The sequence below is a fragment of the Streptomyces sp. NRRL S-455 genome (genome assembly GCF_000717875.1).
Lineage (GTDB): Bacteria > Actinomycetota > Actinomycetes > Streptomycetales > Streptomycetaceae > Streptomyces.
In genome coordinates this window covers 120962-147452 of the sequence record NZ_JOCT01000022.1, presented here as the reverse complement: position 1 = coordinate 147452, position 26491 = coordinate 120962, and the positions used below count along the sequence as shown (strand labels likewise).

Below are 26491 nucleotides of genomic sequence, written 5' to 3'. Positions count from 1 at the left end.
CCGCTCAGGCGACCTTGCAGCTCTGGTCACCCAGCTTGAACGCGGTCGGTTTCGTGTTCGTCCCCGACCAGCTCGCCGTGAAGCCGAAGCTCACCGACGAGCCCGTGGCCACGTTGCCGTTCCATCCGACGTTCTTCGCCGTGACCGCCGTACCCGACTGCGCCGCCTCCGCGTTCCACGCCTGGGCCAGCTTCTGGCCGTCGGGGAAGGACCACGTGAGGGACCAGCCGGTCCAGGGGCCGGTACCGGTGTTGGTGAGCTGGACCTCGCCCTGGAAGCCGCCCGCCCACTGGCTGGTGACCTTGTAGGTCACCGCGCAGGCACCGGTGGGCGTCGGGTCGGGGCCGGGACCCGGGTCCGTCGTCCCGCCGTCGGAGCTGTCGCCGTAGATGACGCCACGCCCGTTCGTGGAGACGTAGACACGGCCGTACACCCTCGGGTCACCGGTGATCGCCGCTCCCGTCCAGCCCCACTGGTGGGCGTCGTCGTTGACGCGCGTCCAGCTCGCGCCCTTGTCCGTGGAGCGGAAGATGCCCCGGACACCGCCGATCTTCGCGCTGGTGTAGAGCGTCTGGTAGGAGGCCCCGGGTGCCGCCTTGCCGAAGCCGATGGTGTCGGCCTGCTCGACGCCTGAGAGCTTCGTGAAACTCACCCCGCCGTCCGTGGAGTGCCACAGGCCGTACGCGCCGTCCGTCGCACCGCCCGCCAGCCATACGTCGCCCTTCCCGCCGGGCAGTGCCTTGAAGCGGACGCTGTCGCCGCTCGGCAGCCCGGTCGCCGGGGACTCCTTGAACGTCGCCCCGCCGTCCGTACTGATGTAGAACTTCCCGGACTTGAATCCGTAGAAGGTCTTCGGGTCGACCCGGTCCGACTCGACGATCGCCCCGGCCGGGATCCCGCCCGACGCCTGCCACGACGTGCCGAAGCCGGTCGCGTGGTGCACACCGGCACCCTCGGGGCTCCACACGAAGCGGCTGCCGTCCGCGGCCGACGCGACCGTGCCGCCGCCGCTCACGCCCGACGGGTCCGTCCCGGCGAACCAGTTGGCGCCGTTGTCCGTCGAGAACGCGATGTGCGGGCCCGAGTCGAGGTTGCCGACCCGGACCACCGTGTTCGGGTTGGACTCGGCGAAGTCCAGGCTGGTGGTCGTCGTGAAGGTGGGCTGCGTGAACATCATCGACGGCACCTTCGTCAGGTCCGTGTGCCGGAACCCGCCGACATCACCGAGCGCGCTGAGCAGCGGGGCGCCCGACGGGGGAGAGGCGAGGTCGTTGACCGCCGTCTCCTCCAGCCCCCGCACCATCGGTTTGACGGTGAACTTGCCTCCGCTGTCCCAGTTCGTGAGGTTCTCGGTGCCGTAGATCGTCGCGCCTGTCCCGTACATCATGCGAGCGGAGTCGAACGGGTCGATTTCCAGGGCTTCCGTCATCCACCCGAGCTTCGGGGTCTGTTCGGGCGGTTGCGGGTGCGCGCCCCAGGTCAGCCAGGGCGAGGACGAGACGTCCATGGTGTAGCGGTTCTCGCGGTTCGGATAGGACGTGTAGTCCCACGCCTTGGTCCAGGTGGCGCCGCTGTCCGTGGAGCGGAAGATCTGCGTGTCCGGCCACCAGGCGCTGTACGCCGTCGCCATGACCGTGCCGGGCTTCTGGCGGTCCACGGTCAGCCCGCTGAAACCGTAGAAGGTGTCGGCCTCCGCCACCGGGCTGATGTCGGTCCAGGCACCGGTGGCGGTCGCGTACCGCCACAACCGGCCCTTGCCGCCGTCGTACGGCCCGCCCTTGTCGCTGTAGGCGAGGTAGAGGTGTCCGTTCTTCGCGTCCAGGACGCCTTTGTGGGCGAGGTAGCCGGTGGGCTGCCCGGCCAGTCGCTGCCAGCTCGCGCCCGCGTCCGTCGACCGGTACACCGCGTTGTCCTTGTCGGCGACCCCGACGTAGATCGTCTTCGTGGCGCTGCCGGCCGTGCCGGTGGACTCGTCGAAGGTGACCCACACGATGCCCTGGTTGTCGGACGCGTAGCCGGAGCTGTCGCTCGGGTCCTGCACGTAGGTGCCGGGATTGGGGAAGCCGGCGACCTGCGACCAGGTGACCCCCGAGTCCGTCGACCGCCACAGCCCTTTGCCGCTGGGCGCGCCCAGATACAGCACGCTGTTCCGGTTCGGGTCGACCGCCAGCCGCTCGCCCATGCCCCGCCCCGGCATGTTGCCGCCCAGCTTGAACGGCAGGTTCGTCTTCCGCCAGCTCGCCCCGCGGTCGGAGGAGCGCATGACGGCGCCGTTCTTCGGGTCCCAGCTGTTGGTGTACGTCCCGACCGCCGCGTACACCCGGTTCGGATCGACGGAGTCGGAGGCGATGCTGACGACCCCGGTGTGTCCCCAGTCGTCCCACCCGACCGAGTCCAGCAGTGGCGTCCAGCTCTTCGTCGACTCCTGCCAGCGGTAGGCACCGCCGATGTCGGTGCGGGCGTACGCGAGGTTCTTCTCGGAGCGGTTGAAAACGATCCCGGGGACGAAGCCGCCCCCGTCGATCCGGGCGTTCTTCCAGGTGTAGGTGTCGGCGGCGATCCTCTCCGACGGCCGGTTGGCGGCCAGGGCGGTGGGGGCGCCCGACAGCAGACCGGCGGCCAGGGCGAGAACCGCCGTGAGGATACGGGTTCTTCGCACGGTGGGGTTCCTTCCGTGAGGGGGAACGTGCGAGGGCCGGGCGGCTCCCGTGCGGGTGGAGCCGCCCGGCCGAGGTGGCCCCGCGTCAGGTGCGGGGCCACGTACGCAGAGCTTCGGACGCTGCTTTGGGGGAGCGGCGAACGGCGCGACCAGCCACATACGGCCCGCAGATGACGACCGCCCGACCCGTGGAGCGCCCGGCGGGGGCTATTCGAGAAGCTCCGCGTACGAGCCCATGGCCAGCGCGATGTCCGCCTGAGCCCAGAACCGGTGGTACGTGAAGGACGGAACCGCCCCGCCCGCGAGGTAACTCTCGATCTTCGACCAGGAGGGATCGTCCTTGTAGAAGGACCGGATCGAGTCGAACGTCGACGACGAGTTGATCGCGTCACCGTTCGGCATCGTGCCCGTCCAGCCACTCGGCACGACCACCCGGTCGTCGAACCGGTTGTAGTCCGCGCGGGTCTCCGGAACGGCGACCCCGAGTGCGTCCTGGTGGTTGGCCCACATCCCGTCCAGCAGCTTCTTCGCGGCCGTCGCGGCCTCCGTGTCACCGGACCGGTCGGCGTAGTACGTCAGCGTCTTGGCGTACGCGGCCGCCACCCCGACGTCGTTGGTGTAGTCGGCGACGGTGACGTGCAGCCCGCTGTTGGAGCCGGGGCTGGAGGCGTTCCAGGTGTCGGGCTGGCCCGACCACTGGAGCGTCGACGGGATGCGGAACGTGCCGTCCGGGTTGAACGTGGTCTTGGACAGCGCCCAGTCGACCCACTTGTCGAGGACCGTCTTGGCCTGTGCGTTCCCGGTCTGCTGGTACAGCTCGGCGACCCGCTCCATGGACCACGCCTGGAAGCCGAACCACTGGTTGGACGGCGGGTCGTGGTACACGGGCTTCTCGTCGTAGTACATGCCGTAGAACGTCGACTTCCCGGCGGGCGGGGTCGCGTAGCGGCCCTGCCAGCTGTTGGTCGCGCCGCCCGCGATGGCGCCCTCGTCCGACTGGAGCCAGCGGTAGAACTCCAGCTGCCGGTCCATGGACTTGGCCCAGTCGGCCGCGCCCGTCGCCGACTTCGGCTTCAGCGGCGCGTAGTTGGCGAGCGCGTAGGCGGCCAGCGGGTTCTGGTAGCCGCCGTGGGCGTGGCTGGAGCCGATGCGCCAGGCCCAGCCGGCACTGGTGTCCGTGGCGCCGCCCCAGGCGTAGTACCAGGACATCAGGTAGAACGAGGCGTCCTTGCCGGTTCCCGCCGGGCAGGCCGAGGGACCGACGCAGTTGCCGACCTTCTTGAAGTACTTGTCGTACATCGAGTAGCGCAGGTAGTCGCCCATCTTCGCGGCCTTGCCCACGGTCGCGGAGACGTCCGAGCCCTTGCCCTGCTGCTTGGCCCAGATGTCGGCCCAGTAGGCGGCCTGCACCGCACGGGCGTCGGCGTCCGGGGCGTTGGTGAACTTCCACTGCTTGGCGTAGGACGCGTCACCCGTGAACAGGTCCAGATAGCCGTTCTTGCCGCCGTACTTGAAGGCGTCACAGGTCGGCTGCGGCACCGTCTCCCACACCGACTCCTGCGCACCGCGCTGGAAGGTGTTGATGTACGACGGGCCGGTGTCCGACGGGCCCGCCTCGCACTTCCCGGGGGAGTTGCCGTAGCCGTAGACGTTGTCGACGTCCTGCAGCCAGTGCATGCCGTAGACGTCGTCCGTGCCGTACGCGCTCTTCAGCTCGGCCGCGATCGGGTCCCGGCCGACCGAGACCCCGGAGTCGAGCTTGGCCGGGTACTCGTTCGGCGTGTCCAGCTCGGGTGCGTAGGTCGCCGGCTTGGAGGCGTTGTAGAAGGAGTTGGTCGGCTGGTCGGCCTTGGTGGGGATCATGTACTTCTCCATGATCTCCCAGGCGCCGTTGAACTTGGACCAGTCGCCGGTCACCTTGCCGTACATGGCCTGGAGCCACAGGAGGTAGCTGTACGCCTCCGAGGTGGTCTCGTGGCCGTGGTCCGGCGCCTCGACGATCAGCGTCTCGACCGAGTGGTACGGGATGCCCTCGGGGGAGAAGTAGCCGTTCGCCGGGTTGGTGATCTTCCCGTACAGCTCCAGGAAACGGGCGTCGTAGTCCTTCGTCGCCGCCAGCTGGGTCACGGTGACCGAGGCCTTGGCGTGGCCCGGGGCGGTCGACTCGAAGACGGCGGAACCCGTACCGGAGCCGTCGGCCGCGACGGTCACCTTCTGCGCGGTGTTCCAGTTCTGCGGGGTGAAGGTGAGCGAGGCGCCGGCTGACACCGACAGGCCCGAGTTGCCGCTGGCGCGGGCCGATGTCACCGTCACGTTGGAGGCCGGCTGCTTGGACAGCTTCACCTCGTACGTGCCCGACTTGCCGGACTGCACGCCCAGTTGGAGCGGCGAGGCGACGACGGTGGGACCGGACGCGACCGTGATGCCGACCGGCGTGGAGTCCGCGGAGGCCCCCATGCTGTCGTAGGCCTTCGCCACCAGGGAATGACTGCCCACCGTCAAATTCGAGACGGACAGCGTGTAGGGCGCGCTCGTGTCCGTGCCGAGCAGCTTGGTGTCGTCGTAGAACTCGACCTTGCTGATGGTGGCGTTGTCCGCGGCGGCGGCGGTGGCCGCGAGCGGGACCGCTTCACCCTGGGTGTAGACGGCTCCCGCGGCCGGGCTGGTCAGCACCGCGATGGGCGGCTGGTGCGCGCCGGTGCAGGCGGTGCCGTTGACCGAGAAGGACGTCGGCGCGGTGTTGCTGCCGCTGTAGCTGAACTGGGCACCGGTGGAGACGGCGGCGCCCGCGGCGACCCGCGCGTTGTGGGGGGCGTTCTTCACGGTGATGTTCTGGCCGGACTGCGACCACGTGCCGTTCCAGCCGTTGCCCAGCTTCTGGTTGCCGGAGTAGGCGTAGGTCAGCGTCCAGCCGTCGATGACGTCCGTGCCGCGGTTGGTGAGGGTCAGGTCCACCGTGAAACCGGAGCCCCAGTCGTTCGTCTTGTAGTCGACACTGCACTGAAGTGCCGCCGCCTGCGCGGGAGTCGACCCTGAGGAGAGCATCGTCAACGGAAGCGCGAGAGCGGCGAGCGCGGCGGTCCACAGGCGCCGCGCGGCTCTCCGTCTCCGGGGTGGGGGATGCATCGTGCTGGTTCCTCCTTGCGGCTCGGAGAAGTCAAGGCTTGAACCAGTGGGAGCGCTCCCATGGTGAAGTCGCCACAGGTATCGGTCAAGGGCCTTGAAGAGTCGAAAAACTTCGGCGCACTTCTTGAGCGAAAGTCAGTGACTCCCCTGTTCTTTGCCGACACTTGGCGCTACCTTCCTTGACACCAGTGGGAGCGATTCCATCAGTCGACGCGTCCGTCACGGCATGCCCGACCTGCAAGGAGTCGCTCATGCGACACCCCTCGCGTTCAGTACTTCAAGCCGCCCCCAGCGCGGCTGCCCCCCTCTGCGCGAGTCCCATGCCGGGTTCCTCATGTCCTTGCCGGAGCGCGCCCTGAACGGCTGACACCCCCACGACCGAAAGGGATACCCGCCCTCATGAGCCGTACGAGAACAGCGTTACTGGCCGCCATGGCCCTGGTCGGCGGTGCCACCGGCACCGCGTTCGCCGTCGATCCGGACGGTGCCGGCGCCGCCGCCGTCCCCTGCACCGTCGACTACAAGATCCAGAACCAGTGGAGCACCGGCTTCACGGCTGCCGTGACCATCACCAACAACAGCGCCGCCAAGTCGTCCTGGTCGCTGAAGTGGTCCTACGCCGGGAACCAGAAGGTCACCAGCGGCTGGAACGCCAAGCTCAGCCAGAGCGGTGCCGCCGTCACCGCGGCCAACGAGAGCTACAACGCCCAGCTCGCCACCGGTGCTTCGGTCAGCTTCGGATTCCAGGGCAGCTACAGCGGCAGCAACGCGATCCCGGCCACCTTCACCCTCGACGGCGTGACCTGCAACGTCGACGACGGCGGCCCCGGCGGACCCACCGATCCGCCGGACCCCGGCGGCCCGTCCAACCGGGTGAACAACCCCTACGAGGGCGCCAAGGTGTACGTGAACCCGGAGTGGTCCGCGAACGCCGCCGCCGAGCCGGGCGGCAGCCGCGTCGCCAACCAGCCGACCGGCATCTGGCTGGACCGCATCGCGGCGATCAACGGAGCCGGCGGCAAGATGGGCCTGCGCGCCCACCTCGACGAGGCGCTGCGCCAGAAGGGCTCCGGCGAACTCGTCGTCCAGCTCGTGATCTACAACCTGCCCGGCCGCGACTGCGCCGCCCTCGCCTCCAACGGCGAGTTGAAGGCCGACGAGATCGGCCGTTACAAGACCGAGTACATCGACCCGATCAAGGCGATCCTCGCGGACTCCAAGTACGCCGGCCTGCGGATCGTCACCACGGTCGAGATCGACTCGCTGCCCAACCTCGTCACCAACACCGGCAGTCGCCCGACGGCCACCCCGCAGTGCGACGTGATGAAGGCCAACGGCAACTACATCAAGGGCGTCGGCTACGCGCTGAACAAGCTCGGCGACGTGCCGAACGTCTACAACTACGTCGACGCCGGACACCACGGCTGGATCGGCTGGGACGACAACTTCGGTCCTTCCGCGACCCTGTTCAAGGAGGCGGCGACCGCCGAGGGTGCGACCGTCAACGACGTGCACGGCTTCATCACCAACACGGCGAACTACAGCGCGCTGAAGGAGGAGAACTTCTCCATCACCGACAACGTGGCCGGCAAGTCGGTCCGCGAGTCCAAGTGGGTGGACTGGAACCGCTACACGGACGAGCTGTCCTTCGCCCAGGCCTTCCGCAACCAGCTCGTCTCGGTCGGCTTCCCGTCCGGCATCGGCATGCTGATCGACACCTCCCGCAATGGCTGGGGCGGCAGTGCACGGCCCGCCGGTCCCGGTCCCCAGACCTCCGTCGACGCGTATGTCGACGGCGGTCGCTACGACCGCCGCTTCAACCCCGGCAACTGGTGCAACCAGGCCGGAGCCGGCCTCGGCGAACGTCCGCAGGCCAACCCGGCTGCCGGGATCGACGCGTACGTGTGGATGAAGCCGCCGGGCGAGTCCGACGGGTCGAGCAAGGCCATCGACAACGACGAGGGCAAGGGCTTCGACCGGATGTGCGACCCCACCTACACGGGCAACCCGCGCAACAACCACAACATGTCCGGTGCCCTGCCGGACGCGCCGCTGTCCGGGAAGTGGTTCTCCGCCCAGTTCCGGCAGCTGATGCAGAACGCGTACCCGCCGCTGTCCTGACCGTCTGACACCCCGTCCCCACGGATCCGCCGGGGCCCCGGCCCCGGCGGATCCTTTTTGCGGGAGCGGCAACAGCGGTGGCCCTCTCCCGGTGCGTCGGCGCAGGCTGACGGCATCCGAGCGAGAGGCTGACCACCATGACGCACGAGCACGACCATGACACCGAGCACGGCCACCGCCACCACCACGACCACACGGACTTCGACTGGGCCGAGCTGGGACCGATGCTGGAGTCCTCGGCGGAACTGTTCGCGCCCCTGTACGAGCGGGCCCTGGCCTGGCTGGGGCAGGAGGTGACCGAGCCCGGGCTGATCGTCGACGCGGGCAGCGGGCCGGGTGTCGTGTCGTGTCTGTTCGCCGAGACGTTCCCGGGCGCGCGGATCGTGGCCGTGGACGGCTCCGAGCCGCTGCTGGAACGGGCCCGGGCGCGTGCGGAGCGGCAGGGGGTCGCCGACCGCTTCGGCACGATCGCCGGTGAACTGCCCGGCGTGCTCGACGAACTGGACTACCCCGCCGACCTGCTCTGGGCGAGCCGCAGCCTGCATCACCTGGGCGACCAGCGGGCCGCGCTCGCCGCGTTCGCGGCACGGCTGGCGCCCGGCGGCACGCTGGCCCTGATGGAGGGCGGTCTGCCCCCGCGGTTCCTGCCGCGCGACATCGGCATCGGCCGGCCAGGTCTGGAGGCGCGGCTCGACGCCGTGCAGGCGGAGTGGTTCACGCGGATGCGCACGGAACTGCCGGGGCATGTCGCGGAGACGGAGCACTGGCCGGCCATGCTGGCCGCGGCGGGCCTGAAGCACACCAGGACGCACAGCTTCCTGCTGGACCTCCCCGCACCCGCCTCGGACCGGGCCCGTGCGTACGTGGCCGCGTACCTGTCGCACCTGCGCGAGCGGCTCACGGACGGCCTCGACGCGGACGACGTGGCGACCATCGACCGGCTCCTCGACCCCGACGACGAGGCGAGCGTGCACCACCGTCCCGACCTGTTCGTCCTGGAGGCCCACACCGTCCACACGGCCGTGCGGGCGGTCTGAGAGAGCGGACGGAAGACAGGAAGCGCCCCGGTCCGGGCCGATCAGGGCTCCGGGACCGGGGCGCTGCCGGTGCGGCTCACGCTCCGTTGAACTCCGCGGGGTCCGGGCCCAGGCGGCGGTCCTCGTTGAGGGCGCTGATGGCCGCCAGGTCCTCGGTGTCCAGGCTGAAGTCGAAGACGTCGATGTTCTCCTTGATCCGGGACGGCGTCACCGACTTCGGGATCACCACGTTGCCCAGCTGGATGTGCCAGCGCAGCACGACCTGGGCCGGAGTGCGGTTGTGCTTCCGGGCGATGGCCACGATCGCCGGGACCTCCAGCAGGCCCTTGCCCTGGCCGATCGGCGACCAGGCCTCCGTGGCGATGCCCTGCTCCGCGTGGTACTCACGGGAGGCCTGCTGCTGCAGGTGGGGGTGCAGCTCGATCTGGTTGACCGCGGGGATGACCGACGTCTCGCCGATCAGCTTCTCCAGGTGTTCGGGGAGGAAGTTGGAGACACCGATGGCCCGGATCCGGCCGTCGGCGTGCAGCTTCTCGAACGCCTTGTAGGTGTCGACGTACAGACCCCGCTCGGGCGTCGGCCAGTGGATCAGGTACAGGTCGACGAAGTCCAGGCCTAGCTTCTCCAGCGACGTGTCGAAGGCACGCAGCGTGGCGTCGTACCCCTGGTCGGCGTTCCAGAGCTTCGTGGTGACGAAGAGCTCCTCGCGGGGCAGACCGGACCGGGCGATGGCCTTGCCGGTGCCCTCCTCGTTGCCGTAGATCGCCGCTGTGTCGATGCTGCGGTACCCGGCCTCCAGCGCCGTCGCGACGGCCGTCTCGGCCTCGTCGTCCGGCACCTGCCAGACTCCGAAGCCCAGCTGGGGCATCTCGACGCCGTTGTTCAGCTTGATCGGGGGGACCTTGCTCACGAGCTCTCGATCCTTCGGTAAGTGGTCAGATGTGCTCCCGTCGTCAACGATCACGAGCGGTGATGTATTCCTGGCGGGAGGGTTTCCGAAGCGACACCTGCCCCACAGGGCGGGCCTCACGCCCGGTACAGTGCCTCGACCTCGTTCTCGTACGCTTTCTCGATCGCTTTGCGCTTCAGCTTCAGGGACGGGGTCAGCAACCCGTGCTCCTCGGTGAACGGCTGGGCGAGGATGCGGAAGGTACGGATCGACTCGGCCTGTGAGACGAGGGTGTTGGCCGCGACGACCGCGCGTCGTATCTCCGTCTCCAGATCCGCGTCGCGCACCAGCTCCGCGGGGGACATCCGCGGCTTGTTCCGCATTGCCAGCCAGTGCTCCACGGCTTCCTGGTCGAGGGTCACCAGGGCGGCGATGTACGGGCGGTCGTTGCCGACGACGATGCACTGGCTGACCAGCGGATGGTCCCGGACGCGCTCCTCCAGCAGGCCGGGTGAAACGCTCTTGCCGCCCGATGTCACCAGGATTTCCTTCTTGCGGCCGGTGATGGTGAGGTAGCCGTCCTCGTCGAGCGAGCCGAGGTCGCCGGTGGCCAGCCAGCCGTCGTGCAGGGTCTCGTCGGTGGCCTTGGGGTTGTTGAGGTAGCCCTGGAAGACGTTCCGGCCGTGCAGCCAGATCTCGCCGTCGTCGGCGAGGTGCACGGTCATGCCCGGGATGGGCTGGCCGACCGTGCCGAACCGGGTGCGTCCGGGCGGGTTGGCCGTCGCGGCGGCCGTGCACTCCGTCAGGCCGTAGCCCTCGTAGATGTGCACGCCCGCCCCGGCGAAGAACAACCCGAGCCGCCGGTCCATCGCCGAGCCGCCCGACATGGCGTGCCGGATGCGGCCGCCCATCGCCGCGCGGATCTTGGCGTAGACGAGCTTGTCGAACAGCTGGTGCTGCATGCGCAGTCCCGCCGAGGGGCCGGGCCCCGCACCCCAGGCCTTGGCCTCCACCGCGTCGGCGTACTTGATGGCGATGTCCACGGCCTTCTCGAACGGGCCGGAGCGGCCCTCCTTCTCGGCCTTGCGGCGGGCCGCGTTGAACACCTTCTCGAAGATGTACGGCACGGCCAGGAAGAACGTCGGCTTGAAGGCGGCGAGGTCGGGCAGCAGGGCCGCCGCGTTCAGCTGCGGCTGATGGCCGAACTTCACCCCGCCGCGGATCGCCGCGACCTGAACCATCCGCCCGAAGACGTGCGCGAGCGGCAGGAACAACAGGGTCGCGGCCTCGTCGCCCCGCTTGGAGTGGAACACCGGCTCCCAGCGCTCGATGACGGTGTCCGCCTCGTACATGAAATTGCCGTGCGAGATGACACAGCCCTTGGGGCGGCCCGTGGTGCCCGAGGTGTAGATGATCGTGGCGACCGAGTCGGGGGTGACGGCCTGCCGGTGGCGGTGCACCACCTCGTCGTCGAGGTGCGCACCGGCGTCGTACAGCTCCTGTACCGCCGCCGAGTCGAGCTGCCACAGGCGGCGCAGCCGCGGCAGCCGGTCGATGACGGTGGCGATCGTCATCGCGTGGTCCTCGTGCTCCACGACCGCGGCCGTCACCTCGGCGTCGTGGAGCATCCAGAAGCACTGCTCGGCCGAGGACGTCGGGTAGACCGGCACGACCTGGGCGCCGATCGTCCACAGTGCGTAGTCGAAAAGCGTCCACTCGTAGCGTGTCCGGGACATGATCGCGACCCGGTCGCCGAACCGGATGCCGCTCGCCAGCAGGCCCTTGGCCAGGGCGAGCACCTCGTCGCGGAACTCGGCGGCGGTGACGTCCCGCCACTGCCCGGACTCGTCCTTGCGCCCCAGGGCGATGTGCAGTGGGTCGTCCTCGGCACGCTGGAAGACCACGTCGGCCAGGCCGCCCACCGGAGGCGCCAACGCCAACGGAGGGTTGGAAAACTCGCGCAAACCCCGCTCCCCGCTCCTCAGCGCTCTTGTTGAGTGACGCTCCGCACAGCGCCATGGAAGCTACCCCACGGGGCCGGGGTGCGGGAGGGGGGCCGAAGGCGGGCGTCGCACTCGTCGGTGCTGGTCAGCGAGGGATAAAGCGCTCACATGGGGAAGGGTCGGACAGAATCCTGACGGTTGAGTAAGTTTCGGTGCCGTAATCTCCACCGAATCTGTACGACCCCGGGCGCGGCCCGACGCGACCCGAGGGGCGTCTCTTCTGTCAGCGTGGCGGCGGCGGATTCCGTCACTCCGGTTGTCACAGGCTCTTGCGTGAGCTGCGGTGCAACCGGTCCCCGCCGGACAGGATCGCCGCCGCCAGGGCGTCCGCCGCGTCCTGCGCGGAGGGGCGGCGCCGGCCGTGGACCACGACGAAGTCGACCTGCCCCAGCTCCGGCAGGCCCGCCCGGTCCGGGACCCGGACCAGGCCCGGCGGGATGAGGCCGCGGGAGTGGGCCATCACGCCGAGGCCCGCCCGGGCCGCCGCGACCAGGCCGTTGAGGCTGCCGCTGGTGCACACCACGCGCCACTCGCGGCCCTGCCGCTCCAGCGCCTCCAGGGCGAGTGCGCGGGTGATGCCCGGCGGCGGGTAGACGATCAGTGGCACCGGGCGGGCCGGGTCGAGCCGGAGGCGTTCCGCGCCGATCCACACCAGCCTGTCGTGCCGGACCAGCTCGCCCCGCGGGTCCTCGGGCCGCCGCTTGGCCAGGACGAGGTCCAGCTTCCCGGCGGCGAGCTGTTCGTGCAGCGTGCCCGACAGCTCGACCGTGAGCTCCAGGTCGACTTCCGGGTGCTCGTGCCGGAAGCCCTCGAGGATCTCCGGCAGCCGGGTCAGTACGAAGTCCTCCGACGCGCCGAACCGCAGCCGGCCGCGCAGCCGGGTGCCCGTGAAGAACGCCGTCGCCTGCTCGTGCACTTCCAGGATCCGGCGCGCGAAACCGAGCATGGCCTCGCCGTCCTCCGTCAGCTCCACCGAGTGCGTGTCCCGGCTGAACAGCGTCCGCCCGGTGGCGTCCTCCAGCCGCCGCACGTGCTGACTGACGGTGGACTGCCGCAGCCCCAGCCGTCGCGCGGCCTGCGTGAAGCTCAGCGTCTGCGCCACCGACAGGAAGGTGCGCAGATGGGAGGGGTCGTGCATGGCTCCAGGCTATCGCGGAACGTGATGACAGTGAGAGCGGTGTACGGGATTCCCGATCGCTGGTCCGGGGAGCAGGATGGACGAGGGCCGCTCCGGCCCTGTACCGCCTGCACGTTCGAGCCAGTGGAGCACCGTGAAACGCCTGCGCCGACCGCGTCGGATGCCGATCGACCCGTACATCCTTCTCCTGCTCGCGACGGTGGGCGTCGCCGCGCTGCTCCCGGCCCGCGGAACGGCCGCCGACGTCGCGTCCGGTGCCTCCACGGCGGCGATCGCCGTCCTGTTCTTCCTCTACGGGGCCCGGCTGTCCACCCGCGAGGCGCTGGACGGCCTGCGCCACTGGAGGCTGCACGTCACGGTCCTGGCCGCCACCTTCGTCGTCTTCCCGCTGCTCGGCCTCGCGGCCCGCGGGCTGGTGCCGGTGATCCTCACCCACCCGCTCCACCAGGGCCTGCTCTTCCTCACGCTGGTCCCGTCAACGGTCCAGTCGTCGATCGCCTTCACCTCGATGGCCCGCGGCAACGTGCCCGCCGCCATCTGCGCGGGCTCCTTCTCCTCGCTCGTCGGCATCATCGCCACCCCGCTGCTCGCGGCCTCGCTGCTCGGCGGCAGCGGCGGCGGGTTCTCCGCCGACTCGCTGCTGCGGATCGTGCTGCAACTGCTCGTGCCGTTCCTCGCGGGTCAGCTGCTGCGCCGCTGGATCGGAGGCCTCGTCACCCGTCACAGGAAGGTCCTCGGGCTCGTGGACCGCGGCTCGATCCTGCTCGTCGTCTACACCGCGTTCAGCCAGGGCATGGTCCAGGGAATCTGGCACCAGGTCAGCCCCGTCCGGCTCGCCGGGCTGCTCGTCGTCGAGGCGGTCGTCCTCACCGTGATGCTGCTGGTGACCTGGTACGGCGGAAAGGCGATGGGCTTCGGCCGGGAGGACCGGATCACCCTGCAGTTCGCCGGTTCGAAGAAGTCCCTCGCCTCCGGACTTCCCATGGCGAGCGTCCTGTTCGGCGCGCACGCCTCGCTGGCCGTGCTGCCGCTGATGCTCTTCCACCAGATGCAACTGATGGTCTGCGCCGTGATCGCAAAGCGCCGCTCGCGCGACTCGCGCACGGAGGAGGTCAGCGCTCCGGAGCCAGCCGCAGCGTCACGAACCGCGGCCGGTACAGGGACACGTTCCGGCTGAGCTGGGCCGCGGCGCCCGTCGTCTCCAGCCAGTTGACGTCGTAGCTCAGTACGAGGCGCCCCTCGCCGCTCAGCACCGGATGGGCCTGCGGGTTGTAGGCGGCCACCTGGCCCTGCGGCAGCGACGGGCTGAACTCCTTCGCCGGACCGTGCCACGGCCCGGCCGGGGAGCACGCCCAGTACGACGCCACGGTGGTCAGCCCCTTGGTGCCCGTGGCCATCGTGAACAGCACATAGGTCCCGCCGTCCCGGACGACCGAGAAGGCGCTGCCCACGCCTGTGCGCTGCCCGTCCCCGAGCACCGGACGGGGGCGGGCGCCGGCGGACCACGCGGAGCCGTTCCAGTACCGCCAGGCCGCCGGATCCGCGAGCCCGCCCTCCGGCACCCGGGCCACGTACGCGTGCGAGGCGGGGCGGGAGGCGGCCTGGCCGTCGTCGCCGCCGAAGACGTAGGTCCAGCCGTCCTCCTCGACCAGCGTCGTGCCGAACAGCACGCGCCGGGACGGGTCCGGCACCAGCTGCTGGTCGAGCACCTTGACGATCGACTCCAGGCGCAGATCGGGCAGGGACAGGGTGGCGACCTCGGTGGCGGTGGGCACGCCGTAGATCCACGGGGCCTGGCCGGCCGTGCGGACCCAGAGCAGCACCCGCACGACCTGCTCCGAGGAGCCGGGGGAGCGGGGTTCGACACGGGCCGCGACCGGCCAGCGCCACTGGTTCGGGGCCGGGTCGGCGAACAGCGGGGCGGGGAGGGTGGTCTCCAGCCGTCCGTCGCGCATCAGCACGGCCGAGTTGCGCACCAGCGGCGTGGTGGCGTCCCGCCAGGCGTAGGACTCGCCGTGCGGGTTGGGCGGGCCGTACACCCGGCCCAGATAGGTGTCCGAGAACAGCCACAGCACCCGGCCGTCCGGCAGCCGCACCGAGTGGGTGCCGTCTCCGCCGGTCCAGTCGTCGGTGCGGCTCGCGTCGTCGCCGTAGCGGGCGAACTCGGCGGTGAGGCCGTCGTCCGCCTGCCAGGAGCGGACCGTGCGCGCCCGGCAGGCGCCGTCGTCGTCCGGACTCTCGTCCTCCGGGAGGGCGATGAGCAGCGCGGCCCCGAGAACCAGGACCAGCAGCAGGCCGATCCCGGTTCCCGTGCGCTGTCGTGCTCGTGCTGCGTATGCGTCGTCGGGCACGTCCCGTGACGTTAGTTGCTGCCGCTCACCTGGTCCATGGGCAGCCACAGCACCGTGCCCCGCGCGGCCGCGCCCGAGGCGCCGGAGGCCAACTCCCGGTCGGTCAGGGCCCGGTTCCAGACGCGGACGTCGTCGATCGCCCCCGTCAGGAACGCCCTGCTGTCCATCCGCTGGCCGATGTGCACACCGAACGGGGAGTTGCGGCTGACCGAGCCCGGCACGTCCGTGGTGCTGATCTGCGAACCGTCGAGGAAGAGCGTCAGTTTCCCTTCGCTCCGGCGCAGGGCCAGATGGTGCCAGCGTCCGTCGTTGTGGGCGCCGGTGGTCCACACCGAGGCCGACCTGACGGTCGTCGCGCCCGACCGGGTCGTGATGAGCCCACGGACCCGGTCGCTCGCCGGCTCCCCGCGCAGCCAGATCTGCGGCTGGGTGGTGCCGATGCCGCCCATCCACAGGAACGGCTGCTCGCCGGTGGTGGCCGTGTAGCGGAAGAACAGCGACGCCGTGAAGTCCCCGTCGCCGAGCGGGAGCCGGGACCGGAACGGCAGGCGTACCGCGTCGTCGGTGCCGTCGAAGGACAGCGCGCCTCCGCGCACCCCGGCCGTCCGCCCGGCACCGCCGAGCACGGCCGCGGGCCTGGCGCCGGCCGCCGCGTCACGGGTGGTCGGGTCGCGGCCCCGCCGTGGCTTCAGCCAGTCCTCGCTGAAGCGGGCGAAGCGGATCTCGTCCCGGGCGTCGACCGCCCCGCCCTCGTACAGCAGGCCCACCGTCGAGGAGTCGACCGACGCCATGTCGGAGTAGCCGGACCAGTCCGTGGTGACGACCGTGCCCCGGTCCACGCTGTCCCAGGTGCGCCCGCCGTCGTAGGACGAGCGGACCATCATCGTCCGGCGGCGGTCGGGGTCGGCCGGGGCGGACAGCAGGATCCGGTCGCCCAGGCGCAGGGTCGCTCCCTGGACCTGCGGGGTGTAGAGGTCGGGCAGGTCGCGGAAGGGCGTGGCGAAGCTGTCGCCGCCGTCCCGGCTGACGGTCTGGGAGCGGTGGCCCAGGTCGGTGCCGTCCTGCTCCCGGCCGCTGACGAGGACCCCGCCGTCGGCGCGTTCGGTGAGCGTCACCTCGGACGGCTTCTGCCGGAACGTGCCGTCCTGCGCTATGGGCCAGGAGTCCGTGGCGCCGATCCGCCAGTGGTCGCCGCCGTCGTCGCTGACGATGAGCGCGGCATGGTTCGCGGTGACCCGGCTGCCGTCCCACGTCTCGGTGTTGACGCCGAACACCAGCCGCCCGGCGTGCTTGCCGCGGGTGAGCTGGATGCCGTGCACGGGACCGGTGGCGTACCAGGAGTTCCAGTGCTCGGGCAGGATCTCGTCGCTCAGGTCGCGCGGCTCCGACCAGGTCCGGCCGTCGTCGTCGCTGTACTGGAGGTGCGGGGTGCGGTCGCAGGGAACGGTGCAGTTGCCGGCGTCCGTACGGCCCGTGTTGTACGTCTCGGCCAGCAGGATCCGGCCGGTCCTCCGGTCCACGAGGGGCGCCGGGTTGCCGTGCGTGTCGCCGGCGCCCTCGTTGACGACCTGGAGCGGTCCCCAGGTGCGGCCGCCGTCGGTGGAGCGCTTGACGACGATGTCGATGTCCGCCGCGTCCCCGCAGTTGAGGACCCGGCCCTCGGCGAAGGCGAGCAGCGTGCCGGCCGTCGTCCGCACGATCGCCGGGATCCGGAAGCAGGAGTAGCCGGGATCCTGGGAAGCCTTGAAGAGGATCTGCTGCTCGAACTCCGGTAATTCTGCGGTGGGTCGGGCATGGCCCGGGACGGTGGGCGCCAGCAGCGCCGCGGCGGTGAGAACGGCTGTCAGGGTGGATCTCAGACGTGCGCGAAGACTTGACGGCATGGTGCGACCTGCCCTTCATGCGTCTGTCGGCTGGACCACCGAGGCATGGAATCGGACATCCGGGCGGCAGAAGTGCGGACAATCGGACATCCTACGTCCCATGTGTGGGGTCATGACGGTACTGGGACCCGCAGACCCCCACAAGAAGCGTGCGTCAGGGGATCAGGACGACCTTGCCGAGGTCGGACCGTGCCTCGGTCGCCCCTGCGGCGCAGGGGGCGCTCCGCCGGTCGGGGCCCCGCCGCCGTGTCGCCGGGGAGCCTGCTCAGTCCTGGGCGGCCGCCGCCCGCAGGGCGATGCGGTCCTCACCCGCGTACACGTTCATGGAGCCGCCCCGCAGGAAGCCCACCAGGGTCAGGCCCGTCTCGGCGGCCAGGTCCACCGCCAGCGAGGACGGCGCCGAGACGGCCGCCAGGACCGGTATGCCGGCCATCACGGCCTTCTGAGCCAGCTCGAAGGAGGCCCGGCCCGAGACGAGCAGAACCGTCCGGGACAGGGGCAGGTCCCCGTTCTGCAGGGCGCGGCCGACCAGCTTGTCGACCGCGTTGTGCCGGCCCACGTCCTCCCGGACGTCCAGCAGCTCACCGCCCTCCGAGAAGAGGGCCGCGGCGTGCAGGCCACCGGTCCGGTCGAAGACCCGCTGGGCGGCGCGCAGCCGGTCGGGCAGGCTCGCCAGCAGCTCCGGGGTGACCCGCACCGCGGGACTGTCGGCGATGGGCCAGCGTGCCGTCGTCCGGACCGCGTCCAGCGACGCCTTGCCGCACAGGCCGCAGGAGGACGTCGTGTAGACGTTCCGCTCCAGGGTGATGTCGGGGATCACCACGTCCGGGGCCGTCTGCACATCGACCACGTTGTACGTGTTCGCGCCTCCCCCAAGCTCTCGGCTTCGCTCGAGCAGGGAGGGGCCCCCACCTGTGGCCCCGGCGCAGTACACGATGTTCCGCAGGTCCCGCTGCCCGCCCAGCACCCCCTCGCTCACCAGGAAGCCGGCCGCCAGTGCGAAGTCGTCGCCCGGGGTGCGCATGGTGATGGCCAGGGGCCTGCCGTTCAGCCGGATCTCCAGGGGTTCCTCGGCCACCAGCGTGTCCGGGCGGCTGGAGACCGCTCCGTCCCGGATGCGGAGCACCTTGCGTCGTTCCGTGACTCGTCCCATGTCCTGATCAGTCCCGGTTCTGTACGTGCGGCGAGGTGACCTTCACGATCTCATTGTCCTGCACGTGCGGCGTCATGCCGCGGCCCACTCCACAGTACGCGCACACCGTGGTCGTCACCGTCGGCGACAGGGGCGGCGAGGGGCCGCGCGCCGACCGTTCGGCGCATGCCGGCTACCACTCACCGCATACGGTCGACGCGCCGCCTTCTCAACTCCCTTGCGGATCCCTACCGTCCGGGGTTCATGAGTCCCCCCGTAGCACCCCCGGGCTGGAGCCGCTGGCTCGTTCCGCCCGCCGCCCTCTCCGTACACCTCTCCATCGGCCAGGCCTACGCCTGGAGCGTGTTCAAACCGCCCCTGGAGTCCGCGCTCGGCCTCAGCGGCACCCAGAGCGCGCTGCCCTTCCAGCTGGGCATCGTCATGCTGGGCCTGTCGGCCGCGTTCGGCGGCACGCTCGTGGAACGCAACGGCCCGCGCTGGGCGATGACCGTCGCCCTGGTCTGCTTCTCGTCCGGATTCCTGCTCTCCGCGCTGGGCGCGGCCACGGAGCAGTACTGGCTGATCGTCCTCGGCTATGGCTTCGTCGGCGGCATCGGCCTCGGCATCGGCTACATCTCACCCGTCTCCACCCTGATCAAGTGGTTCCCGGACCGGCCCGGCATGGCCACCGGCATCGCCATCATGGGCTTCGGCGGTGGCGCGCTGATCGCCTCGCCGTGGAGCGCCCAGATGCTGGAGTCCTTCGGCGCCGACAGCTCCGGCATCGCGCTGGCCTTCCTCGTGCACGGTCTGTCGTACGCCGTCTTCATGCTGCTGGGTGTTCTGCTGGTCCGGGTTCCGCGTCATGCCCCAGGGGCGCGGGGAACGGCGCGACAAGCCCCCACCGGCCCGCAGGTGTCCGCGAACCAGGCCCTGCGCACCCCCCAGTTCTGGTTCCTGTGGATCGTGCTCTGCATGAACGTCACCGCGGGCATCGGCATCCTGGAGAAGGCCGCGCCCATGATCACGGACTTCTTCGCCGACACCTCCACACCGGTGTCGGTGACGGCCGCCGCCGGATTCGTCGCGCTGCTGTCGGCGGCGAACATGGCGGGCCGCATCGGCTGGTCCTCGACGTCCGACCTCATCGGCCGCAAGAACATCTACCGCGTCTACCTGGGCGCCGGCGCGCTGATGTACGCGCTCATCGCCCTGTTCGGCGACTCCTCCAAGCCGCTGTTCGTCCTGTGCGCGCTGGTGATCCTCTCCTTCTACGGCGGCGGCTTCGCGACCGTCCCGGCGTATCTGAAGGACCTGTTCGGCACGTACCAGGTCGGTGCCATCCACGGGCGGCTGCTCACCGCCTGGTCCACGGCCGGGGTGCTCGGCCCGCTGATCGTGAACTGGATCGCCGACCGGCAGGAGGAGGCGGGCCGGCACGGCGCGTCCCTGTACGGGCTGTCGTTCGTCATCATGATCGGGCTGCTGGTCGTCGGCTTCGTCGCCAACGAACTCGTCCGGCCCGTCCACCCACGCCACCACGTCCCCCAGCCGAAGGAGGCCGACCGTGTCCAGCGACAGCAGTCAGAGTCCGCCTAGCCCGGACCGGCGGTGGCTGATCGCCTTCGCCTGGGTGTGGGTGGGCGTCCCCCTCGCCTACGGGCTGTACGAACTCGTCCGGAAGGCGACGCAGCTGTTCACCGGCTAGGTGACGGATAGGTGTGCGGGCGTCCGAGGATCTGATCGAAGCTGACAACCCTGACGCCCGTTTCCTGTCACGTTGCCTGCCCGCGTACCGGCGAGTCACTGATCAGACTGGTGTGTCCCGCTACCCAAGGCAACGAGGGGGACCGCCCGAATGAACGGCTCGCGCATCGCCGCAGTCGGCCACTACCAGCCCGCCAAGGTGCTCACCAACGAGGACCTGGCGGGCATGGTCGACACCAGTGACGAGTGGATCAGGAGCCGGGTGGGCATCCGCACCCGCCACGTCGCCGAGGCCGACGAGCCGGTCGACGAACTGGCCGCCCACGCCGCCGCCAAGGCCCTCGCGGCGGCCGGACTGGCCCCGGCCGACATCGACCTGGTACTGGTGGCCACCTCCACCGCGGTCGACCGCTCACCCAACACCGCCGCCCGGGTCGCGTCCCGCCTCGGCATCCCGCAGCCCGCCACGATGGACCTCAACGTGGTGTGCGCGGGCTTCACCCACGCCCTGGCCACCGCCGACCACACCGTCCGCGCGGGCGGCGCGAGCCGCGCGCTCGTCATCGGCGCCGACAAGATGTCCGACGTGACCGACTGGAGCGACCGCACCACGTGCGTGCTCGTCGGCGACGGCGCGGGGGCCGCGGTGGTCGAAGCCTCTCCGGAGGCCCGCATCGGGCCGGTGCTGTGGGGCTCGGTGCCGGAGATGGGGCACGCGGTGCGGATCGAGGGCACCCCGCCGCGCTTCGCCCAGGAGGGCCAGAGCGTCTACCGCTGGGCGACCACCCAGCTGCCACCCATCGCGCGCCGGGCGTGCGAACGGGCCGGTCTGGTGCCGGCGGACCTCGCCGCGGTCGTGCTCCACCAGGCCAACCTGCGCATCATCGAACCCCTCGCCGAGAAGATCGGCGCCGTGAACGCGGTCGTCGCACGTGATGTCACCGAGTCCGGCAACACCTCGGCCGCGAGCATCCCGCTGGCCTTCTCCAAGCTGGTCGAGCAGGGCGCGGTCACCACCGGCGACCCGGTGCTGCTGTTCGGCTTCGGCGGGAACCTGTCGTACGCGGGGCAGGTCGTCCGCTGCCCCTGACGCCCTGCTGCGACGCGGTGAACCCTGCTCCGCGTGCTCCGTAGACTGTAGATGAAAGACAGTCGGTGCCGGCTCCGCGGTGAGCTTCCGCCGCGCCGTGCACGGCCCTGTCGAGGAGGGGGACCCGCGATGCTGTCGCCAGGCCTGCCCCAGGGGGCGGTACCCAGGCTGGAACGTCCGGGTCCGTTGCGCGACCGTGTGTACGAGGCGCTGCTCGAACTCATCACCACCCGTGCGCTCCAGCCCGGTCAGCACCTCGTCGAGAGCGAACTCGCCGGGCACCTCGGGGTCTCCCGGCAGCCGGTGCGCGAGGCGCTGCAGCGGCTCAACACCGAGGGATGGGTCGATCTGCGGCCCGCCCAGGGCGCGTTCGTGCACGAGCCGACGGAGGAGGAAGCCGATCAGCTCCTCACGGTCCGTACGCTCCTGGAGGCCGAGGCGGCCCGGCTCGCGGCGGCGAACGCGAACAGTGCCGGGATCTCCGCCCTCGAAGCGCTGTGCGCCGAGGGCGAGCAGGCCGTCGAGGCCGACGACGTGGACGGCGCCGTCGCCGTGGACGCCCGCTTCCACGCGAAGATCATGGACCTGGCCGGCAACGCCGTCCTCGCGGAACTCGCCGCCCAGGTCGACCGTCGTGTCCGCTGGTACTGCACGCCGGTCGCCCGGCAGCGCGGCCACCAGTCCTGGACCGAGCACCGTGACCTCATCGCCGCGATCGCCGGTGGCGACGAACAGCGGGCCGCCCGGCTGATGCGCGAGCACACCGAGCACACGCGCAGGTCGTACCACGCGCGGGCGCGTCCCTAGACCAGGGGTTCACCCGGCCGTCAGTACCGCCTGGGTCTGGGTCGTCTGGCACACCAGGGTGCCGTCCTCGTCGCGCAGGTCCGTCCGGACCGCGACGTAGGAACGGCCCACGTGGACCGGCTGCGCCTCGGCGCGTACGGTGCCCGACCGCACGGCGCGGAAGAAGTTCGTCTTCGACTCGACCGTCGAGGTGCTCGCGCCCGGCGGCAGGTTGAGGAACGCGCACACCGCGCCGGCCGTGTCGGCGAGGGCCATCAGCGCGCCGCCGTGCAGGACGCCGCCCACCGTGCACAGCTCCGGAGCCCAGGCGAGCGCGGCCGTGACCCGGCCGGGGGTGGCCTCCTCCAGTGAGATGCCCAGTTCTCCGGCGAAGGGAACCGCCTTCAGCAGCGCTTCAGGGGCAGGCGTGCCGGTCATACGGGACCTCCCGAGGGGGCGACGAGGACTCATGGCGGTGCCAGCCTGACCCGGGCCGCGCGCACGGTCAATTACCTGCCGGGTAAGGCCCACGGCCCTCGCCTTTGTCCTCTGAGTGGAAAAAGTCGAGGGCAATATCTGCGCAACTTCTTCCCACCCTCGGCAGCCGCTGCTACGTTCCCTCCGAAAGCAAGCCACCGATGTGGCGGAAAGCCGGCGCGCACAGGCCGCATGAGGCGGGGAGGGGCTCGTGAGACGTATGACCGCACGACCCGGAAACGCCCATCAGGCCCGACTGTTGAAGCTGCTGCGCGACGGCGGCCCCAACTCCCGCGCCCAGCTGGGCGACCAGGTCGACCTCTCGCGGTCCAAGCTCGCCGTGGAGGTGGACCGGCTGCTGGAGACGGGGCTGGTCGTGGCCGACGGACTCGCCGCCTCGCGCGGCGGCCGCCGCTCCCACAACATCCGGCTCAACCCCGAACTGCGTTTCCTCGGTGTGGACATCGGCGCGACCTCGGTCGACGTCGCCGTCACCAACGCCGAGCTGGAGACCCTCGGGCACATCAACCATCCCATGGACGTGCGAGAAGGCCCGGTCGCGGTCTTCGAGCAGGTCCTGGCCATGGCGGCCAAACTCAAGGCCTCCGGGCTCGCGGAGGGGTTCGACGGCGCCGGCATCGGCGTCCCGGGCCCGGTCCGCTTCCCCGAGGGCATCCCGGTGGCGCCGCCGATCATGCCGGGCTGGGACGGCTTCCCCGTGCGGGAGGCGCTCAGCCAGGAACTCGGCTGCCCGGTCATGGTCGACAACGACGTGAACCTCATGGCGATGGGGGAGCAGCACGCGGGCGTCGCCCGCACCGTCGCCGACTTCCTCTGCGTCAAGATCGGCACAGGCATCGGCTGCGGCATCGTCGTCGGCGGTGAGGTCTACCGCGGTACGACGGGCAGCGCCGGCGACATCGGGCACATCCAGGCCGTCCCCGACGGCCGCCCCTGCGCCTGCGGCAACCGGGGTTGTCTGGAGGCCCACTTCAGTGGCGCGGCCCTAGCCCGCGACGCCATGGAGGCCGCCCAGCAGGGGCTTTCGGCCGAACTGGCCTCCCGGCTGGAGACGAACGGCACCCTCAGCGCCGTCGACGTCGCCGCCGCGGCCGCCGCCGGTGACGCCACCGCGCTCGATCTGATCCGCGAGGGCGGCAACCGCACCGGCCAGGTCATCGCCGGCCTGGTCAGCTTCTTCAACCCCGGCCTGGTGGTGATCGGCGGCGGGGTGACCGGCCTCGGCCACACCCTGCTCGCCGCGATCCGCACCCAGGTCTACCGCCAGTCGCTGCCGCTGGCGACCGGCAACCTCCCCATCGTCCTGGGCGAGTTGGGACCCGCCGCCGGCGTCACCGGCGCGGCCCGGCTCATCAGCGACCACCTGTTCTCACCCGCGTAGTCCCTTTCCACAGCACGGCTCACCAGTACCAGCACGGCTCACCAGCACAGCGCCCTGCTCTGCCCTGCACCTGAACACGCCTGCTCGACAACACGCCTGCTCGACAAGCGCCCTGACACCGGCCCGCCCGCCAAGGGGAATTCGCATGGCACCAGAACCACCGCTGCTCAGCATGTCCGGCATCACCAAGTCGTTCCCCGGAGTCCGGGCCCTCGACGGCGTCGACCTCGACGTCCAGGCCGGCGAGGTGCACTGCCTCCTCGGCCAGAACGGCGCAGGCAAGTCGACCCTCATCAAGGTCCTCGCCGGCGCCCACCAGCCCGACACCGGCCGCCTCCGGTGGCGCGGCGAGGAGGTCGCCCTCCGCTCACCGATCGCCGCCATGCGCCTCGGCATCGCCACCATCTACCAGGAACTCGACCTGGTGGAGCACCTGTCGGTCGCCGAGAACGTGCATCTGGGGCACGAGCCGACCGCCGCGGGGTTCGTCGTGCGGGGGAAGGCGGCCCGGGCCTCGACCGCCTCCCTGCTGAAGCGACTCGGCCATGCGGAGATCGACCCCGCCCGGCTCGTCGGGGAGTTGTCGGCGGCGCAGCAGCAGATCGTGTCCATGGCCCGGGCGCTCTCCCATGACGTGCGGCTCATCGTCATGGACGAGCCGTCCGCCGCCCTCGACCCGGACGAGGTCGACAACCTCTTCCGTATCGTCGGCGACCTCACCGCCGCCGGCGTCGCCGTCGTGTACATCTCCCACCGCCTGGAGGAGATCCGCCGCATCGGCGACCGGGTGACCGTCCTGAAGGACGGCCGGGCCGTCGCGAACGGGCTCCCCGCGAAAGCGACCCCGACCCGTGAGGTCGTCGCCCTGATGACCGGCCGCAACGTCGAGTACGTCTTCCCCGGCCGGCCCGTCTCCCCGCCGCCCGGCGAGCCGGTCCTGAAAGTCAAGGGGCTGTCCCGGCAGGGGGAGTTCGAGACCCTCGACCTGGAGGTGCGGCCGGGTGAGATCGTCGGTCTCGCCGGACTCGTCGGCTCGGGCCGCTCCGAGATCCTGGAGACCGTCTACGGCGCCCGGAAGCCGACGTCCGGTCAGGTGCTCGTCGACGGCAGGCCCTTGAAGCCCGGCAGCGTCCGGGCCGCCGTCCGGGCCGGGCTCGGGCTCGCCCCCGAGGAGCGCAAGGCGCAGGCCCTGCTGATGCTGGAGTCCGTCACCCGCAACGTGTCGGTCTCCTCCATGTCCCGCTTCTCGCGCGGCGGCTGGATCGACCGGGGCGCCGAACTGGGCGCCGCCCGGGCCGCGACCCGCGAGCTGTCGCTCCGGCCCGACAACCCGTCGGTTCCCGTGCGCACCCTGTCCGGCGGCAACCAGCAGAAGGCCGTGCTCGCCCGCTGGCTGCTGCGCGGCTGCAAGGTGCTGCTGCTAGACGAACCCACCCGCGGCGTCGACGTCGGCGCCCGCGCCGAGCTCTACGCGGTCATCCGCCGGCTGGCCGACGAGGGTCTCGCCGTGCTGCTGGTCTCCAGCGAGGTGCCCGAGGTGCTCGGCCTCGCCGACCGCGTGCTGGTGCTGCGCGAGGGCCGCGTCGTCCACACGGCACCCGCGCGCGAACTCGACGAACACCGCGTACTCGACCTGGTCATGGAAGGAAGCCCGGTGTCATGACGCAGCCCGTCTCCCCGCCGCGGGACAGCAGCACCGCGAAGGTGTCCCAGGCCCAGCCCCCCGCCTGGCGTGGCCTGATGGCCCGCGCCGACGTCCGCACCCTCTCCCTGCTCGGCGTGCTCGCCGTGCTGGTGCTCATCGGCGGCATCACCAAGCCCGACGAGTTCCTCGACACCCGCAACCTGCAACTGGTGCTCACTCAGGCGTCCGTCATCGGCGTCGTCACCGTCGGCATGACCTTCGTCATCGTCTCCGGCGGCATCGACCTGTCCGTCGGCGCGATCGTCGCCCTCGCCTCGGTGTGGGCGACCACCGTCGCCACCCAGGAGTACGGCTTCACCGGCATCCTCTTCACGGCGGTCGTGGTCGGAGTCGGCTGCGGCCTGGTCAACGGGGTGCTCATCGCATACGGCGCGATGGTGCCGTTCATCGCCACTCTCGCCATGCTGGCCTCCGCCCGTGGCCTCGCCCTGCAGATCACCGACGGCAAGACGCAGATCGTCACCGTGCCGTCCGTCCTCGACCTGGGGGAGCGCGACGCCTACGTCCTCGGCATCCCACCCCTGGTGCTGGTCTTCGCCGTGGTCACGGTCATCGGCTGGCTGGTGCTCAACCGCACCACCTTCGGCCGCCGCACGGTCGCCGTCGGGGGCAACCCGGAGGCCGCCCGGCTCGCCGGCATCGACGTCCGCCGCCAGCGGCTCTACCTGTACCTGCTGTCCGGGCTGTGCTGCGGTATCGCCGCCTTCCTGCTGATCGTCCTGGCCGGCTCCGGCCAGAACACCAACGGCAACCTCTACGAACTCGACGCCATCGCCGCCGCGATCATCGGTGGGACGCTGCTCACCGGCGGCCGGGGCACCATCGTCGGATCCGTCCTCGGCGTCCTGATCTTCACCACGATCACCAACATCTTCGCCCTGAACAACCTGCAGAGCGACGTCCAGCAGATCGCCAAGGGAGCGATCATCGTCGCCGCCGTGCTGGTCCAACGACGTACCGCGAGCACGACCTGAGGAAAGGGTTC

19 protein-coding genes and 1 pseudogene are annotated in these 26491 nt (G+C 70.7%); 10 read left to right on the top strand and 10 right to left on the bottom strand.

Features of this window, described 5'->3' with window-relative positions; all coding sequences use genetic code 11:
• Positions 1–4 precede the first annotated feature (4 nt).
• Both IE97_RS0127590 and IE97_RS0127585 read right to left on the bottom strand, forming a co-directional pair.
• Positions 5–2659 (bottom strand): cellulose binding domain-containing protein, encoded by a 2655-nt coding sequence (locus IE97_RS0127590; RefSeq protein WP_030246088.1) that lies wholly within the window; start codon positions 2657–2659, stop codon positions 5–7.
• A 207-nt stretch (positions 2660–2866) separates the two neighbouring features.
• Positions 2867–5785: a glycoside hydrolase family 48 protein gene (locus IE97_RS0127585; RefSeq protein ID WP_030246085.1), complete on the bottom strand. Its 2919-nt coding sequence runs from the start codon at positions 5783–5785 to the stop codon at positions 2867–2869.
• 399 nt (positions 5786–6184) lie between these two features.
• Here IE97_RS0127585 and IE97_RS0127580 point away from each other — a divergent pair, with 399 nt between their 5' ends.
• Together IE97_RS0127580 and IE97_RS0127575 are read left to right on the top strand one after the other, a co-directional pair.
• Complete coding sequence (locus IE97_RS0127580; RefSeq protein WP_030246083.1) at positions 6185–7906, top strand: glycoside hydrolase family 6 protein; 1722 nt, start codon at positions 6185–6187, stop codon at positions 7904–7906.
• Between the two features lie 137 nt (positions 7907–8043).
• The gene (locus tag IE97_RS0127575) at positions 8044–8943 is read left to right on the top strand and encodes a class I SAM-dependent methyltransferase (protein ID WP_030246081.1); all 900 of its coding nucleotides are present in this window, start codon (positions 8044–8046) and stop codon (positions 8941–8943) included.
• Positions 8944–9019: 76 nt separating this feature from the next.
• Here the strand turns inward: IE97_RS0127575 and IE97_RS0127570 are convergent, their stop codons facing one another.
• The 3 genes from IE97_RS0127570 to IE97_RS0127560 form a co-directional block, all read right to left on the bottom strand.
• The gene (locus IE97_RS0127570) at positions 9020–9811 is read right to left on the bottom strand and encodes an aldo/keto reductase (protein WP_051705154.1); all 792 of its coding nucleotides are present in this window, start codon (positions 9809–9811) and stop codon (positions 9020–9022) included.
• Between the two features lie 158 nt (positions 9812–9969).
• Entirely contained in the window at positions 9970–11796 is a 1827-nt protein-coding gene (locus IE97_RS0127565) for an AMP-dependent synthetase/ligase (protein WP_030246075.1), read from the bottom strand.
• Between the two features lie 298 nt (positions 11797–12094).
• Entirely contained in the window at positions 12095–12973 is an 879-nt protein-coding gene (locus tag IE97_RS0127560) for a LysR substrate-binding domain-containing protein (RefSeq protein ID WP_030246073.1), read from the bottom strand.
• A gap of 160 nt (positions 12974–13133) precedes the next feature.
• Here IE97_RS0127560 and IE97_RS0127555 point away from each other — a divergent pair, with 160 nt between their 5' ends.
• Positions 13134–14150 (top strand): bile acid:sodium symporter family protein, encoded by a 1017-nt coding sequence (locus IE97_RS0127555; RefSeq protein ID WP_030246071.1) that lies wholly within the window; start codon positions 13134–13136, stop codon positions 14148–14150.
• Here the strand turns inward: IE97_RS0127555 and IE97_RS0127550 are convergent.
• From IE97_RS0127550 to IE97_RS40830, 4 genes and pseudogenes are all read right to left on the bottom strand, one after another.
• Positions 14086–15324: a DUF4185 domain-containing protein gene (locus IE97_RS0127550; protein WP_030246068.1), complete on the bottom strand. Its 1239-nt coding sequence runs from the start codon at positions 15322–15324 to the stop codon at positions 14086–14088. The two genes, IE97_RS0127555 and IE97_RS0127550, sit on opposite strands and share 65 nt — an antisense overlap.
• An 11-nt stretch (positions 15325–15335) precedes the next feature.
• Positions 15336–17207, bottom strand: a complete 1872-nt coding sequence (locus tag IE97_RS0127545; RefSeq protein ID WP_030246066.1) for an exo-alpha-sialidase — start codon at positions 17205–17207, stop codon at positions 15336–15338.
• A 265-nt stretch (positions 17208–17472) separates the two neighbouring features.
• Positions 17473–18360, bottom strand: coding sequence for a formate dehydrogenase accessory sulfurtransferase FdhD (fdhD, locus tag IE97_RS0127540; protein ID WP_030246062.1), 888 nt, complete (start codon positions 18358–18360; stop codon positions 17473–17475).
• Positions 18361–18385: 25 nt separating this feature from the next.
• A pseudogene (locus IE97_RS40830) lies at positions 18386–18481 on the bottom strand (Fe-S-binding domain-containing protein); the annotation flags it as partial.
• Between the two features lie 122 nt (positions 18482–18603).
• Here IE97_RS40830 and IE97_RS0127530 point away from each other — a divergent pair.
• The 4 genes from IE97_RS0127530 to IE97_RS0127515 all read left to right on the top strand — a co-directional run bounded on the left by IE97_RS0127530 (position 18604) and on the right by IE97_RS0127515 (position 21943).
• Positions 18604–19938 carry an OFA family MFS transporter gene (locus IE97_RS0127530; RefSeq protein ID WP_030246059.1) on the top strand — a complete coding sequence of 445 codons (1335 nt, stop codon included), beginning with the start codon at positions 18604–18606 and terminating at the stop codon, positions 19936–19938.
• Positions 19907–20047 carry an MFS transporter small subunit gene (locus tag IE97_RS42605; protein WP_010045941.1) on the top strand — a complete coding sequence of 47 codons (141 nt, stop codon included), beginning with the start codon at positions 19907–19909 and terminating at the stop codon, positions 20045–20047. Before IE97_RS0127530 ends, IE97_RS42605 begins: the two co-directional genes overlap by 32 nt.
• Before the next feature lie 150 nt (positions 20048–20197).
• Entirely contained in the window at positions 20198–21136 is a 939-nt protein-coding gene (locus tag IE97_RS0127520) for a beta-ketoacyl-ACP synthase III (protein ID WP_030246057.1), read from the top strand.
• Between the two features lie 129 nt (positions 21137–21265).
• Positions 21266–21943, top strand: coding sequence for a GntR family transcriptional regulator (locus tag IE97_RS0127515; RefSeq protein ID WP_030246053.1), 678 nt, complete (start codon positions 21266–21268; stop codon positions 21941–21943).
• 9 nt (positions 21944–21952) lie between these two features.
• Here IE97_RS0127515 and IE97_RS0127510 read toward each other — a convergent pair whose 3' ends face one another.
• Entirely contained in the window at positions 21953–22360 is a 408-nt protein-coding gene (locus IE97_RS0127510; RefSeq protein WP_030246049.1) for a PaaI family thioesterase, read from the bottom strand.
• 259 nt (positions 22361–22619) lie between these two features.
• Here IE97_RS0127510 and IE97_RS0127505 point away from each other — a divergent pair, with 259 nt between their 5' ends.
• The 3 genes from IE97_RS0127505 (at position 22620) to IE97_RS0127495 (ending at position 26480) form a co-directional block, all read left to right on the top strand.
• The gene (locus tag IE97_RS0127505; protein WP_030246047.1) at positions 22620–23801 is read left to right on the top strand and encodes an ROK family transcriptional regulator; all 1182 of its coding nucleotides are present in this window, start codon (positions 22620–22622) and stop codon (positions 23799–23801) included.
• Between the two features lie 145 nt (positions 23802–23946).
• Positions 23947–25464, top strand: a complete 1518-nt coding sequence (locus IE97_RS0127500; RefSeq protein ID WP_030246044.1) for a sugar ABC transporter ATP-binding protein — start codon at positions 23947–23949, stop codon at positions 25462–25464.
• Positions 25461–26480: an ABC transporter permease gene (locus tag IE97_RS0127495; protein ID WP_030246041.1), complete on the top strand. Its 1020-nt coding sequence runs from the start codon at positions 25461–25463 to the stop codon at positions 26478–26480. Before IE97_RS0127500 ends, IE97_RS0127495 begins: the two co-directional genes overlap by 4 nt.
• Positions 26481–26491 lie beyond the last annotated feature (11 nt).

What these genes read in the sequence shown, in the direction of transcription:
- IE97_RS0127585 (WP_030246085.1), bottom strand. Translation starts at nt 5,785, where the DNA reads ATGCATCCCCCACCCCGGAGACGGAGAGCCGCGCGGCGCCTGTGGACC.
- IE97_RS0127580 (WP_030246083.1), top strand. Translation starts at nt 6,185, where the DNA reads ATGAGCCGTACGAGAACAGCGTTACTGGCCGCCATGGCCCTGGTCGGC.
- IE97_RS0127575 (WP_030246081.1), top strand. Translation starts at nt 8,044, where the DNA reads ATGACGCACGAGCACGACCATGACACCGAGCACGGCCACCGCCACCAC.
- IE97_RS0127570 (WP_051705154.1), bottom strand. Translation starts at nt 9,811, where the DNA reads ATGCCCCAGCTGGGCTTCGGAGTCTGGCAGGTGCCGGACGACGAGGCC.
- IE97_RS0127560 (WP_030246073.1), bottom strand. Translation starts at nt 12,973, where the DNA reads ATGCACGACCCCTCCCATCTGCGCACCTTCCTGTCGGTGGCGCAGACG.
- IE97_RS0127555 (WP_030246071.1), top strand. Translation starts at nt 13,134, where the DNA reads ATGCCGATCGACCCGTACATCCTTCTCCTGCTCGCGACGGTGGGCGTC.
- IE97_RS0127545 (WP_030246066.1), bottom strand. Translation starts at nt 17,207, where the DNA reads ATGCCGTCAAGTCTTCGCGCACGTCTGAGATCCACCCTGACAGCCGTT.
- fdhD (WP_030246062.1), bottom strand. Translation starts at nt 18,360, where the DNA reads ATGGGACGAGTCACGGAACGACGCAAGGTGCTCCGCATCCGGGACGGA.
- IE97_RS0127530 (WP_030246059.1), top strand. Translation starts at nt 18,604, where the DNA reads ATGAGTCCCCCCGTAGCACCCCCGGGCTGGAGCCGCTGGCTCGTTCCG.
- IE97_RS0127520 (WP_030246057.1), top strand. Translation starts at nt 20,198, where the DNA reads ATGAACGGCTCGCGCATCGCCGCAGTCGGCCACTACCAGCCCGCCAAG.
- IE97_RS0127515 (WP_030246053.1), top strand. Translation starts at nt 21,266, where the DNA reads ATGCTGTCGCCAGGCCTGCCCCAGGGGGCGGTACCCAGGCTGGAACGT.
- IE97_RS0127510 (WP_030246049.1), bottom strand. Translation starts at nt 22,360, where the DNA reads ATGACCGGCACGCCTGCCCCTGAAGCGCTGCTGAAGGCGGTTCCCTTC.
- IE97_RS0127505 (WP_030246047.1), top strand. Translation starts at nt 22,620, where the DNA reads ATGACCGCACGACCCGGAAACGCCCATCAGGCCCGACTGTTGAAGCTG.
- IE97_RS0127500 (WP_030246044.1), top strand. Translation starts at nt 23,947, where the DNA reads ATGGCACCAGAACCACCGCTGCTCAGCATGTCCGGCATCACCAAGTCG.
- IE97_RS0127495 (WP_030246041.1), top strand. Translation starts at nt 25,461, where the DNA reads ATGACGCAGCCCGTCTCCCCGCCGCGGGACAGCAGCACCGCGAAGGTG.